This window comes from Bacillus cereus group sp. BfR-BA-01316 (assembly GCF_022664195.1).
Lineage (GTDB): Bacteria > Bacillota > Bacilli > Bacillales > Bacillaceae_G > Bacillus_A.
Genome location: NZ_JAKUGX010000007.1, coordinates 1 through 17,653 on the forward strand (window position 1 = coordinate 1; position 17,653 = coordinate 17,653).

The following is a 17,653-nucleotide window of genomic DNA, read 5'->3' on the forward strand; positions in this document are numbered from 1 at the left end:
TATAGATATCAATGGAATTTAAAAAAGATGACTCCTGTTGGATACAGAAATCATCTTCTTGATGTTGCCTAACTTTTTTCAAAATGTCCTTTACAAAGGGTACAGATTATTTCCCCCGCAGTCGTCTTTTTTCATGTTACGCTGTAACCCAAGCCTCGTCAGCTGGATTTTTACGCCACTCTTGTAATTTTTTCGTTTCAGCTTGTCCGATCATACCTTTTTCTGCTGCAACTTCAGTTAATGCACTGTAATCACTTAAAGAATATGATGCTACGTTTGCTGCTTCTAGTTTCTCTTTTCCTGACTCAAGCTCGTATGTGAAGATTGATACGATTCCTAATACTTCACAACCAGCTTCGCGAAGTGCTTCTACACATGTAATTGCACTACCACCAGTTGAAATTAAGTCTTCTACTACTACTACTTTTTGACCTTTTTCAGCTTTTCCTTCGATTTGGTTCCCTTTACCGTGACCTTTTGCTTTACTACGTACGTAGCACATTGGTAAATCCATACGATCGCTTACCCATGCTGCGTGCGCAATACCAGCCGTTGCTGTTCCTGCAATAACTTCTACAGTTGGGAAGTGCTCTTTAATTAACTCTTCTAATCCAGCTGCAATCGCTTGGCGTACTTTTGGATAAGATAAAGTTAAACGATTATCACAATAAATTGGTGATTTTATACCAGAAGACCAAGTAAATGGATCATTCGGTTGTAAAAATACTGCTCCAATTTCTAATAAATGCGATGCGATTTCTTTTTTCATACTGTTACACCTTCCCACTGTTGTTTTACTGTTTTATACGCTTCAAGCGGATTTTCTGCTTTTGTAATACTACGTCCAACTACGATGTAGCTTGAACCAAGTTCCCTCGCACGTTTCGGTGTTGCTACGCGCACTTGGTCATTTACATCATCGCTTGCAAGACGAATCCCCGGTGTTACTGTTACAAATTCATTTCCGCATACTTCACGTAATTTTGGTACTTCAAGTGTTGAACAAACAACTCCATCAAGTCCACTTTCTTTCGTTAATTTTGCATAATGAGTAACCGCTTCTTCTAACGTTTTCTCAATGCCAATCTCTTTTTTCATCATAGCTTCCGAAGTGCTTGTTAGTTGTGTAACTGCAATACAAATCGGTCTCTCTTTTCCTTCTTGCTTACCTTCCTCTAATCCCTCAATCGCAGCTTTCATCATACTACTTCCCCCAGCAGCATGAACATTTACCATATCTACATCTAGACTAGCTAGGCTACGCATAGCACTTTTTACCGTATTCGGAATATCATGAAGTTTTAAATCTAGAAAAATCTTATGTCCTTTTTCTTTTAAGTACGTAATAATTGCAGGACCCTCTTTGTAAAATAACTCCATACCAACTTTGACAAATAACTCTTCCCCTTCAAAGTGATATAAGAATTGTTCTACCTCTTGTTTCCCTGGAAAATCTAGTGCAACAATTAGCGACTGTGACATACTTACTTCCAGCTCCTTCCTTGACATTCCGAAATGTGATCAAATCCTAATTCATCTAGTAATGCTGGTAATTCTTCAATAATTGTCGGACATACGAACGGATCGATAAAGTTCGCTGTTCCAACTGCGACCGCGCTTGCGCCAGCATAGAAGAATTCAATTACATCTTCCGCTGTTTCAATACCACCCATTCCGATAATCGGAATGTTAACCGCTTGACTTACTTCATGTACCATGCGAATTGCTACTGGCTTAATCGCAGGCCCTGATAGTCCGCCCGTACGGTTTGCTAAAATTGGTTTTGCAGTTTTTAAATCTAGACGCATACCAAGCAATGTATTAATCATCGTTAAACCGTCCGCACCTGCATTTTCAATTGCTTTTGCAATCTCCACAATGTTTGCCACGTTCGGTGACAATTTCACATATACCGGTACTTCAGAAACCTCTTTTACTCGCTTCGTTAAATCAGCAGCAATTTCAGGATTCGTACCAAAAGCGATACCACCCGTTTTTACGTTTGGACAAGAAATATTTAATTCTAGCGCATGAACATTTGGTGCTTTTGAAATTTCCTTCGCAACCGCTACGTAGTCCTCAGCTTGTGAACCAGCGACGTTTGCAATTATCGGAAGATCAAATTGCTCGAGAAAAGGTAATTCAGAATTCATTACCTTTTCTAATCCAGGATTTTGAAGCCCGATTGCATTTAGCATTCCGCCTGGTGTTTCAGCAACACGAGGCGTTGGGTTTCCATAACGAGGCTGTTCTGTTGTCGCTTTAATCATAATTGATCCAAGTACACTTAAATCATAGAACTGTGCATACTCACGACCAAATCCGAAGCAACCAGATGCTGGGATGATTGGATTTTTTAATGATAACCCTGGTAATTCAACTTGCAATCTGTTCATAGTACAACCTCCCCGATTGGAAATACTGGTCCGTCGCTACACACCTTCTTGTAAGAATGTCCACTCGGATCTGCTTGCAAATGGCATACACATGCGAAACATGCTCCGATGCCACAGCCCATACGTTCTTCTAATGAAATGTAGGCTTTTCTCTCCTTATAGCGTCCTTCTAATGCACGAAGCATCGCTAAAGGTCCACATGAGTATAGAATGTCAAAGTCAATTCCATAGCTATCAATTACATCTGTTACAAACCCTTTTGTACCATGTGTACCATCAACTGTTGCAACATACGTATCACCAAGTTCTGCGAATTTCTCTTCATAGAAAACAACATCTTTCGTTTGGAAACCTAAGATGTGAATAACGCGTACTCCTTTTGCTACAAGACGCTGTGACAATTCATATAGTGGTGGTACACCAATTCCCCCACCAACTAATAGAGCCGTTTGTCCAGATTCCGCTTCTTCTACAGGAAATCCATGACCAAGTGGTCCTAACACATCTACAAGTTCACCTTGTTTTCTTTTCGCTAATGTTTTTGTTCCTTGTCCTTCCGCACGATATAGCATTGTAAATTCGTTCTTGTCTTGATCGACATTACAAATACTAATTGGGCGGCGCAGAAGGGGCGTAATCCCCTCTGCTACCTTAATGTGTACAAACTGCCCTGGATCGTTCATTTGCTGCACTATAGTTCCTTGAAGCACTAATTCGTAAATGTTTTTTGCGATTTCTTTTTGGTTAACGACGATCATATTTTGCTTTTGCATCATGCATGTACCACCTCGTGACGCTTCGTTTGCGTAATTTCTTTCATTGAATGAGCTGAGAATGTCATAGATTCTAATACTCCCAAGATTGCTCTCGTTGTATCAAGTGATGTTAAGCAAGCCACACCATTTTCTACTGATTCACGGCGAATGCGGAAACCATCACGCGCTGGTTGTTTTCCTTTTGTTAATGTATTGATTACAAACTGTGCTTTTCCTTGACGAATAATATCAAGTAAGTTGTAGTCTTCCGAATCAATTTTGTTTACAACTTGCACCGGAATGTTTTGTTCTGTTAATGATTGTGCTGTTCCAGCTGTTGCTAATAAGTTATAGCCGATTTCATGGAAACGTTTTGCGATTTCCATCGCTTCTTCTTTATCTTTATCCGCTACAGTGATGATTACTGATCCGTGCGTTGGAATGTTAATTCCTGAAGCAACAAGTCCTTTATATAATGCTTTTTCAAGCGTTAAATCTTTACCCATTACTTCCCCTGTTGATTTCATTTCAGGCCCTAATGTTGTATCAACTGAGCGTAGTTTTGCAAATGAGAATACTGGTGCTTTTACATACACTTCCTTCTCTTCTGGGTGATAGCCAGTTCCATATCCTTGTTCTACAAGGTTTTGACCTAAAATAACTTTCGTTGCGATATTTGCCATCGGTACGCCTGTAATTTTACTTAAGAATGGTACTGTACGGCTCGCACGTGGATTTACTTCAATTACATACACTTCATCTTTGAATACTACAAACTGAATGTTTAGTAATCCAACAATGTTTAAACCTTTTCCAAGCGCAATTGTATGTTCAATAATTTGTTCTTTTAGTTTTTCAGATAAGCTCTGTGGTGGATATACTCCAATTGAATCCCCAGAGTGGACTCCAGCGCGTTCGATATGTTCCATAATACCTGGAATGAATACATTCTCACCGTCTGAAATTGCATCTACTTCAATTTCTTTACCAACCATATAACGGTCGATTAATACTGGGTGATCTGCGTGAACTTTAACCGCATTTTTCATGTAGTGCAGTAATTCTTCTTGACGATATACGATTTCCATCGCACGTCCACCTAGTACGTAAGATGGTCTTACTAATACTGGGTAACCAATTTTGTCAGCAATTGCTACTGCTTGCTCTACAGTCGTTGCTGTTTTACCAACTGGTTGCGGGATACCAAGCTTTGTTAAAGCTGCTTCAAACTTATCACGATCTTCTGCACGGTCTAAATCTTCAAGTGATGTTCCTAAGATTTTTACACCGTGTGCTTCTAATTTAGCTGCTAAGTTAATTGCCGTTTGTCCACCAAATTGGACGATAACACCTTCTGGCTTTTCTAAATCGATAATGTGCATTACATCTTCGATTGTTAATGGTTCAAAGTATAATTTGTCAGAAATACTGAAGTCTGTTGAAACTGTTTCTGGGTTGTTATTAACAATGATTGCCTCATATCCAGCTTCTTTTATTGCCCATACAGAGTGAACTGTTGCATAATCAAACTCAACACCTTGACCAATACGGATTGGACCAGATCCTAGTACAACTACACTCTTACGATCTGTTACAATCGATTCATTCTCGTCACCATATGTGCTGTAGTAGTATGGTGTTGCAGATTCAAACTCTGCTGCACAAGTATCTACCATCTTATAAACAGGAGTCATATTGCTTTCTTTACGCATATCGTAAATTTCACGCTCTGTTTTGTTCCAAGCATTGGCGATGTAATGGTCACTGAAGCCCATTTCTTTCGCAGATTGTAACACTTCCATATTTCCTACATTCGCTTTTACTTCGCGTTCCATGTTTACGATATTTTCAACTTTTTGTAAGAAGAAGAAGTCCATTTCACACCATTCGTTGATTTCTTCTTTCGTTACACCTTGACGGATCGCTTCTGCTACAACAAACAGTCGCTCATCATCAGCTTTTATAATACGCTTTTTCATCGTTTCTTTATCAAGCTCTTTTAAGTGGTCTAACTCTAGGTGATAAGCGCCAAGCTCTAAAGAACGAATCGCTTTTAATAATGATTGTTCTAAGTTACGTCCGATTGACATAACTTCACCAGTTGCCTTCATTTGTGTACCAAGTGTTCTGTTTGCTGATTCAAACTTATCAAATGGCCAACGTGGAATTTTTGAAACAACATAATCTAATGCTGGCTCGAAGCAAGCGTATGTTTTTTGTGTTACTGGGTTTACAATTTCATCTAATGTTAAACCGACTGCAATTTTCGCCGCTAGCTTCGCAATTGGATATCCAGTTGCTTTAGATGCTAGTGCAGACGAACGACTCACACGCGGGTTTACTTCGATTACATAGTATTGGAAGCTATGTGGATCAAGTGCAAGCTGAACGTTACATCCACCTTCAATTCCTAATGCACGAATAATTCTTAATGAAGTGTTTCGTAACATTTGATACTCACGGTCACTTAATGTTTGGCTCGGTGCTACAACGATAGAATCACCTGTGTGAACCCCAACCGGATCGATATTTTCCATGTTACATACTACAATCGCGTTATCATTCGAATCACGCATTACTTCATATTCAATTTCCTTACAACCAGCAATACTCTTTTCTAATAGACATTGTGTTACTGGACTATGTTTTAATCCACCTGATACGATTTCAATTAGTTCTTCTTCATTACTACAGATTCCGCCACCTGTTCCCCCCATTGTAAATGCTGGGCGAACAATAACTGGATAACCAATTTCTTTTACAAATTCATGTGCTTCTTCCAGCGTATGAATAATCGTGCTAGATGGAATTGGTTCATTTAATTCCTGCATTAATGTACGGAATAAATCACGATCCTCCGCTTGCTCGATTGCTGATAATTTTGTTCCTAAAATTTCAACTCCGCACTCTTCAAGTATGCCTGATTTCGCAAGTTCAACTGCCATATTTAGGCCTGTTTGACCACCTAATGTTGGTAGGATTGCATCTGGACGTTCTTTACGAATAATACGGCTTACGAATTCTAGTGTTAATGGTTCTATATATACTTTATCTGCTGTTGCAGTATCTGTCATAATTGTTGCTGGGTTAGAGTTAACAAGGATTACTTTGTAACCTTCTTCTCTAAGAGATTGACAAGCTTGTGTACCAGAGTAATCAAACTCTGCTGCTTGCCCAATTACAATTGGTCCTGATCCGATTACTAAAATTGTGTTAATGTCTAGGCGTTTTGGCATAACTCTTCCCCTTCTTTCTTGAAGTTTTCAATCATTGCTAAGAAATCTTCGAATAAATCATTTGCATCTTCTGGTCCTGCAGAAGCTTCTGGATGGTATTGCACTGTAAATGCTGGGAACTTCGTATGACGAAGACCTTCTACTGTTCCATCATTTAAAGCAACATGTGTAATTTCAAGTTCTGTATTTCCAACTGATTCTTCTTCTACTGCGTAACCATGGTTTTGAGATGTAATTGCTACTTTTCCAGTTGCAAGATTTTTTACTGGATGATTTAAACCACGGTGACCGAATTTTAACTTACTTGTATTCGCACCAGATGCTAGCGCGAACAATTGATGTCCTAGGCAAATCCCGAATAAAGGAACTTTACCAATAATTTCTTTTAACATTTCAATTGCTTCTGGTACATCTTTTGGGTCCCCAGGTCCATTACTTAACATAATTCCATCTGGGCTAAGGCGTAAAATTTCTTCTGCTGTTGTATTATAAGGTACAACAATTACATCACAGTCACGCTTATTTAATTCTCGTAAAATACCATGTTTCATTCCGAAGTCTACAAGTACAACGCGATGACCACGGCCTGGACTTGGATATGGATCTTTTGTTGTTACGCGTTTCACATGATCTGTAAAGACAGTTGCTTTCAATTGGCTAACGATGTCCTCTACATCCACATCCATATTGCAAAGACGTCCGCGTAAAGTTCCATATTGACGAATTTTTCTTGTTAATTTTCTCGTATCAATTCCTGCTAATCCTGGGATATTTCTTTCTTTCAAGTAATCATTTAACGAAATTTCATTACGGAAGTTTGATGGATAATCACAAATTTCGTTTACGATTAAGCCATTTACAGATGGGTGAATTGATTCAAAATCATCACGGTTAATGCCGTAGTTTCCGATTAATGGATACGTAAATGTTACGATTTGACCGCAGTATGATGGATCAGATAAAGTTTCTTGATATCCAGTCATCCCAGTTGTAAATACAACCTCACCTGACTTTTCGATTTCTCCTCCGAAACCTTTTCCAATTAATACTGTTCCATCTTCTAAGATAAGTTGTCTTTTCATACTAATGCACTCTCCTTTTGCCATGCGATCTTACCACCAACGATTGTCATAACCGGCCAACCTTGGCATTTCCAACCTGCGAATGGTGTATTTTTTCCTTTTGATAAGAATGTTGTTGGATCAATTTCTTCTTCTTGTTCTAAATCGATAATTGTAATATCAGCTGTTCTACCTTCTATTAGGCGCCCTGCTTCTAAACCGAATGTGTCAGCTGGTTTTTCTGTTAAGAATTGAATTAGTTGCTCTAATGTAATGATTCCTTTTTTCACAAGGTTCGTATATAAAAGCGGGAATGCTGTTTCAAAACCAGTAATTCCGAACGGTGCTCTTTCAATCCCTTGCGCTTTCTCTTCTGCAGTATGCGGTGCATGGTCAGTTGCGATTATATCAATTGTTCCATCTAATAGTCCTTCAATTAACGCTGCATGATCTTCTTTTCCTCGAAGCGGTGGATTCATTTTAAAGTTAGGATCAGCCGATGGGATATCATCTTCACATAATACTAAGTGATGCGGTGTTACTTCTGCTGTCACCTTAATTCCAGCACGTTTCGCATCACGGATTACACGTACAGATCCTTTTGTACTTACGTGACACACGTGATAGTGACAATTTGCAGCTTCCGCAAGTAAGATGTCCCGGGCAATATGTACGGATTCACATACTGATGGGATACCGTTTAATCCGTGTTTCTCAGAAAACTTCCCTTCATGTACACATCCTTTATTAATAAGTGTGTTCTCTTCACAGTGTGCAACAACTGCCATATTTAATTTCGATGCACGCTTCATAGCAGCTAACATCATGCTTGCATCTTGCACGCCTACTCCATCATCTGTGAAAGCAAACGCTCCAAGTTCTTTTAACGTTTCAAAATCAGTCATTTCAGAACCTGCTTGACGTACTGTAATTGCTCCATATGGTAATACATTTACATGTGCTTTTTCTTTAATACGCTTTTGTAGGTCTTCCATATGTTCTTTACAATCTGGTACTGGGCGTGTGTTTGGCATTGCGCAAATTGTAGTAAATCCACCTTTTGCTGCTGCAAGTGTTCCTGTTTCAATTGTTTCTTTATGTTCACCACCTGGTTCACGAAGATGAACGTGTACATCTACTAATCCAGGTGCGATTAACTTTCCATTTACATCGATTACTTCAGCATTATCTGCCGTAATATTTTCTGCTACCTTCGCAATTTTACCATCTTGTACGAGAAGATCTGTTGCTACAATTTTTCCTTCTTCATTCATATAACGACCGTTTTTAAACAAATAATTCATGTTTCATTCCTCCTAATACATTTGGTAATGCGCGTTTTAGTACAGCCATTCTTACGTAGACCCCGTTTTCCATTTGCTTAAATATGCGTGAGCGTTCACACTCGACAAGTTCACTCGCAATTTCAACATCACGGTTTACAGGGGCTGGATGCATAATAATGCTTCCTTCTTTCATACGTTTTTCTCTTTCAACTGTTAACCCATGTTGCTCGTGATACTCTTTCATAATGTCTGTTTCATAATGGTCATGACGCTCATGTTGTACACGAAGTAACATCATCACATCCACTTCTGGAACAAGTTCATCTAAACTCTTGTACGTTCCAAATGAGTTCTCTTCATCTTTCCAATCTTCTGGGCTTGCAAAGTAAATTGTCGCGCCCAGTTTCGTTAATGCCTCTGCATTAGAACGTGCTACTCGGCTATGACGAACATCCCCAACTATTGCAATCTTCAAACCTTCAAATCTTCCAAACTCTTGTTTAATTGTTAGAAGATCGAGTAGACATTGCGTTGGATGATTTCCACATCCATCTCCAGCGTTCAAGATTGGGATATTCACCTGATCTTTTAATTCATCGAAGTAACGATCTTGCTCATGGCGGATGACTACCGCTTTTGTTCCGATTGATTCTAGTGTTCTTATCGTATCGTATAAAGTTTCTCCTTTTTGTACGCTAGATGAATCTGCTGAAAAGTCTAATACTTCAAGTCCTAATCTCTTCTCAGCAACTTCGAAGCTAAATCTCGTCCTCGTACTATTCTCAAAGAACAAGTTCGCAACAAATGTTTGCTCTGTCGTTTTGCTCTCTTTTCCATTCGCAAAATCTTCTGCGTCTTTTAGGATTTCTGAAATTTCTCGTTCCGATAATTCACTCATCGTTAACAAATGGCTCATCGTCATCCCTCATCTTTCTGATTTTTATGTTATCACTTTTGTATTTATATAACAACAACTGCATAAAAATACCCTAGTCGTGTGAGACTAGGGTGCAAGGAAGAAGCCACCCTTTCCGTCTCACAGGACTGAATTAAAAGGTTGTTTTTATGAAGCAATCTGCTTAGATTGTTTCGTTTCTGGTAGTAGTAAATTTAGCAGTACACCTACAATTGCTGCTAGTGCCATTCCTTCTACTTGGAACGATTCCCCTACGTGCAGTACCGCTCCGCCAATACCGATTACTAGTATAACTGATGCAATCATTAAGTTTCGTTTGTCACTTAAGTCTGTTTTATCATCTACCATCATGCGTAAACCGCTTGATGCGATTACACCGAATAGTAAGATTGATACACCACCCATAACCGGTGTTGGTATGGAGTGAATCAGTGCGGAAATCTTACCGATAAACCCGAATATGATTGCGAATACTGCTGAACCGATGAATAAGTATACACTGTATGCTCTCGTAATTGCTAGCACACCGATGTTTTCACCGTATGTTGTATTCGGTGGTCCACCTATTAGTGATGCGATCAATGTTGCTACCCCATCACCGAAGATTGAACGATGTAAACCTGGTTTTTCAATTAAATCTCTTTTAATAACATTTCCAAGTACAATTTGATGTCCGATATGTTCTGAAATTGTTACAAGTGCAACTGGTACCATTAAGAGTACAATTTTCCATGAAAACTCCGGAGTATATGTTACAAACGGTACTGTGAAGTCTGGTATGACAAACCATTTTGCCTCAGCTACGGGCTTTAAATCTACTAGCCCTTGGAAGTAAGCGAATATATACCCGCCGATGATTCCAAGTAGAACTGGTATGATACTGAAAAAACCTCTCCCGAATATGGAGCAAATGATTGTAATTGCTAATGTTACTAATGCTACTGAAAAGTGTGTAATGCTATACTTACCATCCGCACCGTTCATCGCCATGTTCACTGCTGTATGTGCTAAAGCTAAACCGATTACCATTACGACTGGTCCAACTACGATTGGCGGAAGTAATTTCATAATCCACTCTGACCCAGATTTCTTAATTCCGAGTGAGATTAAGATGTACACAAGTCCCGCTAGCAAGCCACCAAGCATTGCTGCTCCAGGTCCCCCTGCTGTTTTTGCTGTAATAATTGGTGCAATAAAGGCGAATGATGATCCTAAATATGCTGGTACTTGACCTTTCGTTATTAGAAGAAACGCTAGCGTTCCTAACCCACTTGATATTAAAGCTACTGATGGATTCAGTCCTGTTAAAAACGGAACAAGCACTGTTGATCCAAACATCGCGAACAAATGTTGTATACTTAATAATAACCATTTTCCCGGTTTCGGTACTTCATGAATGTCTAACACTGGCTTTTGCTCCATTGTTACATCCTCCTTCAGTTTTAATTTTTGCAATAAAAAAACTCTTTGTGCCTGTGCACAAAGAGTCCTACACTTTCATATGCCAAATTTGACATATGAAAGCCAAGACCCTTTGGCAGCCTCACAGGACTACATTTAAAAGGGCTTTACTTATCGTATATGCTTACTCGATCTTGTTGATCTGTCTCTTGCAAATCAACCTCGATACGCTCTTCACTAGATGTTGGGATGTTCTTTCCTACATAATCAGCGCGAATTGGTAATTCACGATGACCTCTATCAACAAGAACAGCCAATTGGATTTGTGATGGTCTACCTAAATCCATAAGAGCATCCATTGCTGCTCGAACTGTTCTTCCTGTATATAACACATCATCCACAAGGATAACTTTTTTCTTCGTAATATCTACAGGAATATCAGAACCTTTTACAAGTGGTTCTTTATGTTTCGATTGTAGTGTTAAATCATCACGATATAACGTAATATCTAACTCTCCTACTTCCATCTCTTTTCCTTCAATTTGACCAATTCGTTCTGCCAAACGTTGTGCAATAAAAATTCCACGTGTTTTTATTCCGACAAGAACACAATTATCGACACCTTTATTTCGTTCCACGATTTCATGACTAATTCGTGTTAAAGCGCGGCGAATCATTTGGTCATCTAAAACGACAGCTTTCTCTTGCATGCTCTACACCTCCAAGTTTTTTTTTCTTGCGTGAGAGTAATGGTATAAAAAAAGTCCTCTCAGCGTGTGTGAGAGGACTTTTGAAAAAAGGGTACAGCATACCCTAAGTATTTCAAACCGTTACCTTCTCAACCTCACGGGGCTGTGTTAAAGGATCATTATTTAACTGTTGTCAGTATCTCAGTTTTCTTATGATTTGTCAATACTATTTCCGTAAAATATTTAGTGCTTCTTCAAACACTTCTGGAATCGGTGCCTCAAACTCAATATATTCACCAGTACGAGGGTGATTGAAACCTAAAATCCCTGCATGAAGTGCTTGTCCATTCATATCTAATGTTTTCTTCGGACCATACTTTGGATCCCCTGCAAGTGGATAACCAATATATTTCATATGAACACGAATTTGGTGTGTACGTCCCGTTTCTAAGCGACATTCTACAAGTGTGAAATCCTTAAATCGCTCTAACACTTGGAAATGTGTAACAGCATTCTTACCGTTTTCATCAACGGTCATACTTTGACGTTCTTTTTTATCACGACCAATTGGAGCATCAATTGTTCCTTTATCATGTGGAATTACACCATGTACAATCGCTTTATAGCGTCTTGTTACCGTTTTTGCTACAAGTTGATTTACAAGTGATTCGTGCGCCATATCATTTTTAGCAACCATTAATAGTCCAGATGTATCCTTATCAATACGGTGCACTATACCAGGGCGCATTACACCGTTAATACCTGATAGGTCTGTACAATGGTGCATAAGTCCATTTACAAGCGTACCTTTCGTATGCCCTGGTGCTGGATGTACTACCATTCCACGCGGCTTATTTACAACTAGTACATCGGCATCTTCATAATAAACTTCTAAATTCATATCTTCCGGTTGAATATCTAACTCTTCTGGCTCGGGAATTGTTACTGTAATTTCATCATTTCCTTTTACTTTATAATTCCCTTTAACTGATTTTCCATTTACCGTCACAACAGCATCTTTAATCCATTGCTGTACTTGTGAACGTGACCATTCACTATTTATTTCTGCAACAAATTTATCAATTCGCTCGCTTTTTTGTTCTTCTGCAACTGTTACTTGTACTACTTCACTCATTCAATTACTCCTTCGTTTTCTTTCCTTCTAATACTGTTTGAATAATAATTAATACAACTCCAATACATAATGCTGAGTCAGCTATATTGAATACTGGATAGTTGTACGAGAAAATATACACGTGAATGAAATCCACTACTTCTTGTCTAAATACACGATCAATAAAATTGCCAATTGCTCCGCCTAAAATTAGACCTAATGAAATACCTAGAAGCTTGTCCGTTTTCGCATATTTTTTCATATAAAATACGATAAATACTACGAAAATGACTGTAATAATGTAGAAAAACCACATTTTATTTTCTAAAATACCCCAGGCAGCTCCTCTATTTCGATGTGATGTTATGTATAATACATTATCGATAATCGGAATGCTCGTACCCAATTCCATGTTCTTTACAATTAGCCACTTCGATATTTGATCGATGGCAATGACAAATAACGCTATTACATAATATATCATTTTCATTTCCCCCACAAAGACAGTGTACCTCAAAATTTTAGCATAGCTGCTAACTTTTCACAATGAACCTTTACGGAAGAATAAAATAAATTAAAAAAAGGTAACATAATATCGTTGTGTGCATTCATACATTTACCTTTTCATAGAAAAATTCATGAATAGTACGAGCAGTCGGCATTGTTTTCATTTGTTTTGTAGGAATCGCTCTTCCAGTTTCTTCACAAATACCGTACATATCTATTTCCATTTTAAACAATGCACGTTCTACATCTTTTAAATCCTCTTTTATATCATGTAATAGCAATTTTTTCTTTGTCTCTTCCTTTATTTCGTGTCCAAGTTCTTGCCCAAATTCCATATAGTATGTGTGCATTACTTCTTTCGCCAGTCTATCTTGCAACTCTTTTCTCATCAATTGCAATTCTTCTTTTATTTCCATATAAATTCCATTCACGTGTACATTCCTCCCAGCTGCAATGTACAATTAGTGTGTCCGAAATTTCCACGCTTACCTCACACACATTTTTCCTTCATAGGAAAGAGAGTGAAAGTTATTTCGGTATATCATCAACAAAAAACTGACTGCTATTATGAGCAGTCAGTTTTTTCATTATTTTACATAGTTTTCTTTAACAACCGTTGCACAACGCTCACATAATGTTTCATGTTCCGCATCTTTACCAATTGTTTCTGAAACAACCCAACAACGTTCACATGTGTCACCCGTTGCCTGAGCTACAACAACCGCTGTATGCTCATACTTAGGCGCATCTGCTGGCGCTTCTTCTATCATACCACCAAGTTTATACTCAGAAACGATAAATAGTTGTTTTAAGTCTTCACTAATAGACTCTAACATAGCTTTCATTTCTGCAGTCGGATATAGTGTAATACTTGCATTTAATGACTTACCAATTACTTTTTCATTACGAGCAACTTCTAAAGCTTTTAATACGTCATCACGTAACGTCATAAATGCATCCCATTTTGTTTTTAACGCTTCAGCACCATCTACTTCTACAACTTCTGGCATATTAGTTAACTGTACGCTTTCTTCTTCTGCACCAGGAACATAAGGCCATACTTCATCAGCTGTATGAGGTAAGATTGGTGTTACAAGTTTTGTTAATGCAACAAGAACATCATATAATACTGTTTGAATTGCGCGGCGATCGTGGTGATTTGCACCTTCAATATATAAAATGTCTTTCGCAAAGTCTAAATAGAATGAGCTTAAATCAATTGTACAGAAGTTATGGATTGCGTGATATACTGCCGCAAAGTCATATGCTTCATATGCTTCTTTTACTTTTGTAATTAAGTCATTTAATTTTACTAACATGTAACGGTCCACTTCACGAAGCTCAGCTGCCGCCACTGTATTTTCACTTGGATTAAAGTCATCTAAGTTTCCTAATAAGAAACGGAATGTATTACGGATTTTACGATATACTTCTGCTACTTGTTTTAAAATATCATCTGAAATACGTACATCAGATTGATAGTCAACAGAAGAAACCCATAAGCGTAAAATATCTCCGCCTAATTGATCCATAATTTTCTTCGGTACAACGATGTTTCCAATCGACTTACTCATTTTACGTCCGTCACCATCTAGTACGAAACCGTGGCTTAGAACACCTTTATACGGTGCTTTACCTGTTACAGCAACTGCTGTTGATAATGAAGAGTTAAACCAACCACGATATTGGTCAGATCCTTCTAAATATAAATCTGCTGGACGTTGTAAATCATCACGCTCTTCTAATACCGCTTGGTGAGAAGAACCTGAATCAAACCATACATCCATAATATCTGTTTCTTTACGGAATTCACCATTTGGGCTACCTGGATGTGTAAATCCTTCTGGTAATAAATCTTTCGCTTCACGCTCGAACCATATGTTAGAACCGTGTTCACGGAATAAATTTGCTACATTGCTAATTGTTTCATCTGTAATAATTGGGTCTCCATTTTCCGCATAAAACACTGGAATTGGTACACCCCATGCACGTTGACGAGAAATACACCAATCACCACGGTCACGAACCATATTATGAAGACGAGTCTCACCCCACGCTGGCACCCATTTCGTTTCTTCAACAGCTTGTAATAATTCTTTACGGAATGCTTCAATAGATGCAAACCACTGTGCTGTTGCACGGAAAATAATTGGTTTTTTCGTTCTCCAATCATGTGGGTATGAATGCGTAATAAATGTTAATTTTAGTAACGCACCTACTTCTTCTAATTTTTCCGTAATTGGTTTATTAGCTTTATCATAGAATAGGCCTTCAAATCCAGGTGCTTCATTTGTTAATACACCTTTATCATCAACTGGACAAAGAACTTCTAAACCATATTTCTTACCAACAAGGAAATCGTCTTCCCCGTGCCCAGGTGCTGTATGAACACAACCTGTACCAGCATCTGTTGTAACGTGCTCCCCTAGCATAACTAATGAGTCACGATCGTAGAATGGGTGTTTTGCAACTGTATACTCAAGTTCGCTACCTTTTACCGTTTTCACAACTTCAGCATTTTCCCATTCTAACGTTTTTTCAACTGTCTCAAATAGTTCAGAAGCAATAATATATTTCTCATCATTTACTTTCACAATAGCATATTCAAGTTCTGGATGAACAGAAATACCTAAGTTAGCAGGTAACGTCCAAGGTGTTGTTGTCCAAATAATGAACTTCTCATCACCTTCTAATACGTTCTTTCCGTCTTTTACAGGGAATGCTACGTAAATAGATGCTGATTTTTTATCTTGGTATTCAATTTCAGCTTCTGCTAAAGCTGATTCACTCGTTGGAGACCAGTAAACTGGTTTCTGTCCTTTATAGATATAACCTTTTTTCGCCATGTCACCAAACACTTTAATTTGTTGTGCTTCATAAGCTGGCTCTAAAGTAATATATGGATTATCCCAATCTGCACGTACACCTAAACGCTTAAATTGTTCACGTTGACGTTCTACTTGCTCATATGCATACTCTGCGCATAACTTACGGAACTCAGCAACTGTCATTTCTTTACGTTTTACACCTTTATTCGTTAAAGCTTGTTCAATCGGTAAACCGTGTGTATCCCAACCTGGTACATATGGTGCACAGTATCCAGTCATTGATTTATAGCGAACAATAAAGTCCTTTAATACTTTATTTAATGCATGTCCCATATGAATGTCACCATTCGCATATGGAGGTCCATCATGTAGTACAAATAAAGGACGACCTTTCGTATGTTCTTGCACTTTTTCATAAATATTCATTTCAGCCCATTTTTCTTGCATTGCAGGCTCGCGTTTCGGTAAATTCCCACGCATTGGGAACTCTGTTTTTGGCATTAGTAATGTATTTTTGTACTCCATGCTCAATTCCTCCTTACATGTATAAAAGAAATACCTAAAAAACGGAATAAAAAAGAGACTTTCTCATCCCAAAAAGGGACGAGAAAGTCTCCCGCGGTACCACCCTAGTAGATCCTATACGTATGCATAAAATCCTCTTTATATTCTTAACGCGAATATACGCCTACGCTTACTTCATTTGTTCAGCGCGGAACTCCAGGGTGATATTTCCCATTATCTCCTTATCCTGAGCTTACACCATCCTCAGTTCGCTATATAAGGTATGAAAAAGGTACTTATCCCTATCTTCGTTTTTCTTAATAAATATGTTGTTTAAAATTATATGTAATAATGAGAAAAACGTCAAGCTTACACTGTTTCTTCTTTTTTCAACAGCTCGTCCACTTCGTCTTCTAATTCAATTAGTTTATCCCAATCATCGTTGTTTAACATTTCAAGTTGTGTTTCTAATAACATACGGAAACGAGTTCGGAATACTTTCGCTTGTTTCTTCAACTCTTCAATATCAAAAGCAACTTTTCTTGATTTCACTAACGCTTCATTAATGATACGATCTGCATTTTTTTCTGCTTCACGTACAATTAATTTTGCTTCTTTTTGTGCATTACGCTTCACTTCTTCAGCAGCTTCTTGTGCGACAATGATAGATTTGTTCAGCGTATCTTCAATATTAGAAAAATGGTCTAACTTTCCTTCTAATTGTGCAACCTTTTCTTCTAAAGCTTTTTTCTCACGAATGACTAATTCATAATCTTTGATGATTTGATCAAGAAACTCATTTACTTGATCTTCATCGTAGCCACGAAATCCGCGACCAAATTCTTTGTTATGAATATCTAATGGTGTTAACGGCACAACGCCACCTCCAAGTAGTTATCTAAATTTCCTCTTTCAATTATATCTTTTCTTCGACAAAATAAGAGAATTTCCTTCTAAAAA

General features: G+C 38.1%; 16 protein-coding genes and 1 other annotated feature. Of the genes, 1 reads left to right on the top strand and 15 read right to left on the bottom strand.

Annotation, left to right across the window (positions count from 1 at the left end; genetic code table 11):
• Nucleotides 1–72 (top strand): IS3 family transposase (locus tag MR071_RS25770; protein ID WP_325782561.1); only part of this gene is annotated, 72 nt, incomplete at its 5' end.
• A 64-nt stretch (nucleotides 73–136) separates the two neighbouring features.
• Here the strand turns inward: MR071_RS25770 and pyrE are convergent.
• The 15 genes from pyrE to divIVA form a co-directional block, all read right to left on the bottom strand.
• Entirely contained in the window at nucleotides 137–769 is a 633-nt protein-coding gene (gene pyrE / locus MR071_RS08025) for an orotate phosphoribosyltransferase (protein ID WP_215553984.1), read from the bottom strand.
• The gene (gene pyrF / locus MR071_RS08030) at nucleotides 766–1,482 is read right to left on the bottom strand and encodes an orotidine-5'-phosphate decarboxylase (protein ID WP_105584753.1); all 717 of its coding nucleotides are present in this window, start codon (nucleotides 1,480–1,482) and stop codon (nucleotides 766–768) included. Before pyrF ends, pyrE begins: the two co-directional genes overlap by 4 nt.
• A 2-nt stretch (nucleotides 1,483–1,484) precedes the next feature.
• A complete protein-coding gene (gene pyrD / locus MR071_RS08035; protein ID WP_002121858.1) occupies nucleotides 1,485–2,396 on the bottom strand; it encodes a dihydroorotate oxidase B catalytic subunit in 912 nt (303 codons plus the stop codon).
• Entirely contained in the window at nucleotides 2,393–3,172 is a 780-nt protein-coding gene (pyrK, locus tag MR071_RS08040) for a dihydroorotate oxidase B electron transfer subunit (RefSeq protein WP_105584752.1), read from the bottom strand. Before pyrK ends, pyrD begins: the two co-directional genes overlap by 4 nt.
• A complete protein-coding gene (gene carB / locus MR071_RS08045; RefSeq protein ID WP_242235663.1) occupies nucleotides 3,169–6,387 on the bottom strand; it encodes a carbamoyl-phosphate synthase large subunit in 3,219 nt (1,072 codons plus the stop codon). Before carB ends, pyrK begins: the two co-directional genes overlap by 4 nt.
• Entirely contained in the window at nucleotides 6,372–7,469 is a 1,098-nt protein-coding gene (locus MR071_RS08050) for a carbamoyl phosphate synthase small subunit (RefSeq protein ID WP_105584750.1), read from the bottom strand. The genes carB and MR071_RS08050 overlap by 16 nt, the downstream gene beginning before the upstream one ends.
• Entirely contained in the window at nucleotides 7,466–8,752 is a 1,287-nt protein-coding gene (gene pyrC, locus MR071_RS08055; RefSeq protein ID WP_105584749.1) for a dihydroorotase, read from the bottom strand. The genes MR071_RS08050 and pyrC overlap by 4 nt, the downstream gene beginning before the upstream one ends.
• Complete coding sequence (gene pyrB / locus MR071_RS08060) at nucleotides 8,736–9,650, bottom strand: aspartate carbamoyltransferase (RefSeq protein ID WP_105584748.1); 915 nt, start codon at nucleotides 9,648–9,650, stop codon at nucleotides 8,736–8,738. Before pyrB ends, pyrC begins: the two co-directional genes overlap by 17 nt.
• A gap of 147 nt (nucleotides 9,651–9,797) precedes the next feature.
• Nucleotides 9,798–11,072 (bottom strand): uracil permease, encoded by a 1,275-nt coding sequence (gene uraA / locus MR071_RS08065; RefSeq protein WP_142395766.1) that lies wholly within the window; start codon nucleotides 11,070–11,072, stop codon nucleotides 9,798–9,800.
• 146 nt (nucleotides 11,073–11,218) lie between these two features.
• A complete protein-coding gene (pyrR, locus tag MR071_RS08070; protein WP_001156489.1) occupies nucleotides 11,219–11,761 on the bottom strand; it encodes a bifunctional pyrimidine operon transcriptional regulator/uracil phosphoribosyltransferase in 543 nt (180 codons plus the stop codon).
• Nucleotides 11,762–11,966: 205 nt separating this feature from the next.
• Nucleotides 11,967–12,875 (bottom strand): RluA family pseudouridine synthase, encoded by a 909-nt coding sequence (locus MR071_RS08075; protein ID WP_105584746.1) that lies wholly within the window; start codon nucleotides 12,873–12,875, stop codon nucleotides 11,967–11,969.
• A 4-nt stretch (nucleotides 12,876–12,879) separates the two neighbouring features.
• A complete protein-coding gene (lspA, locus tag MR071_RS08080) occupies nucleotides 12,880–13,338 on the bottom strand; it encodes a lipoprotein signal peptidase LspA (RefSeq protein ID WP_002111421.1) in 459 nt (152 codons plus the stop codon).
• A gap of 124 nt (nucleotides 13,339–13,462) precedes the next feature.
• Nucleotides 13,463–13,792, bottom strand: a complete 330-nt coding sequence (locus tag MR071_RS08085; protein ID WP_242235665.1) for a TraR/DksA C4-type zinc finger protein — start codon at nucleotides 13,790–13,792, stop codon at nucleotides 13,463–13,465.
• Nucleotides 13,793–13,948: 156 nt separating this feature from the next.
• Nucleotides 13,949–16,714, bottom strand: a complete 2,766-nt coding sequence (gene ileS2, locus MR071_RS08090) for an isoleucine--tRNA ligase (RefSeq protein ID WP_242235668.1) — start codon at nucleotides 16,712–16,714, stop codon at nucleotides 13,949–13,951.
• A 71-nt stretch (nucleotides 16,715–16,785) separates the two neighbouring features.
• Nucleotides 16,786–17,011: a binding site (T-box leader), on the bottom strand.
• Nucleotides 17,012–17,062: 51 nt separating this feature from the next.
• Nucleotides 17,063–17,569: a septum site-determining protein DivIVA gene (divIVA, locus tag MR071_RS08095; RefSeq protein WP_001131609.1), complete on the bottom strand. Its 507-nt coding sequence runs from the start codon at nucleotides 17,567–17,569 to the stop codon at nucleotides 17,063–17,065.
• Between the last annotated feature and the right edge of the window lie 84 nt (nucleotides 17,570–17,653).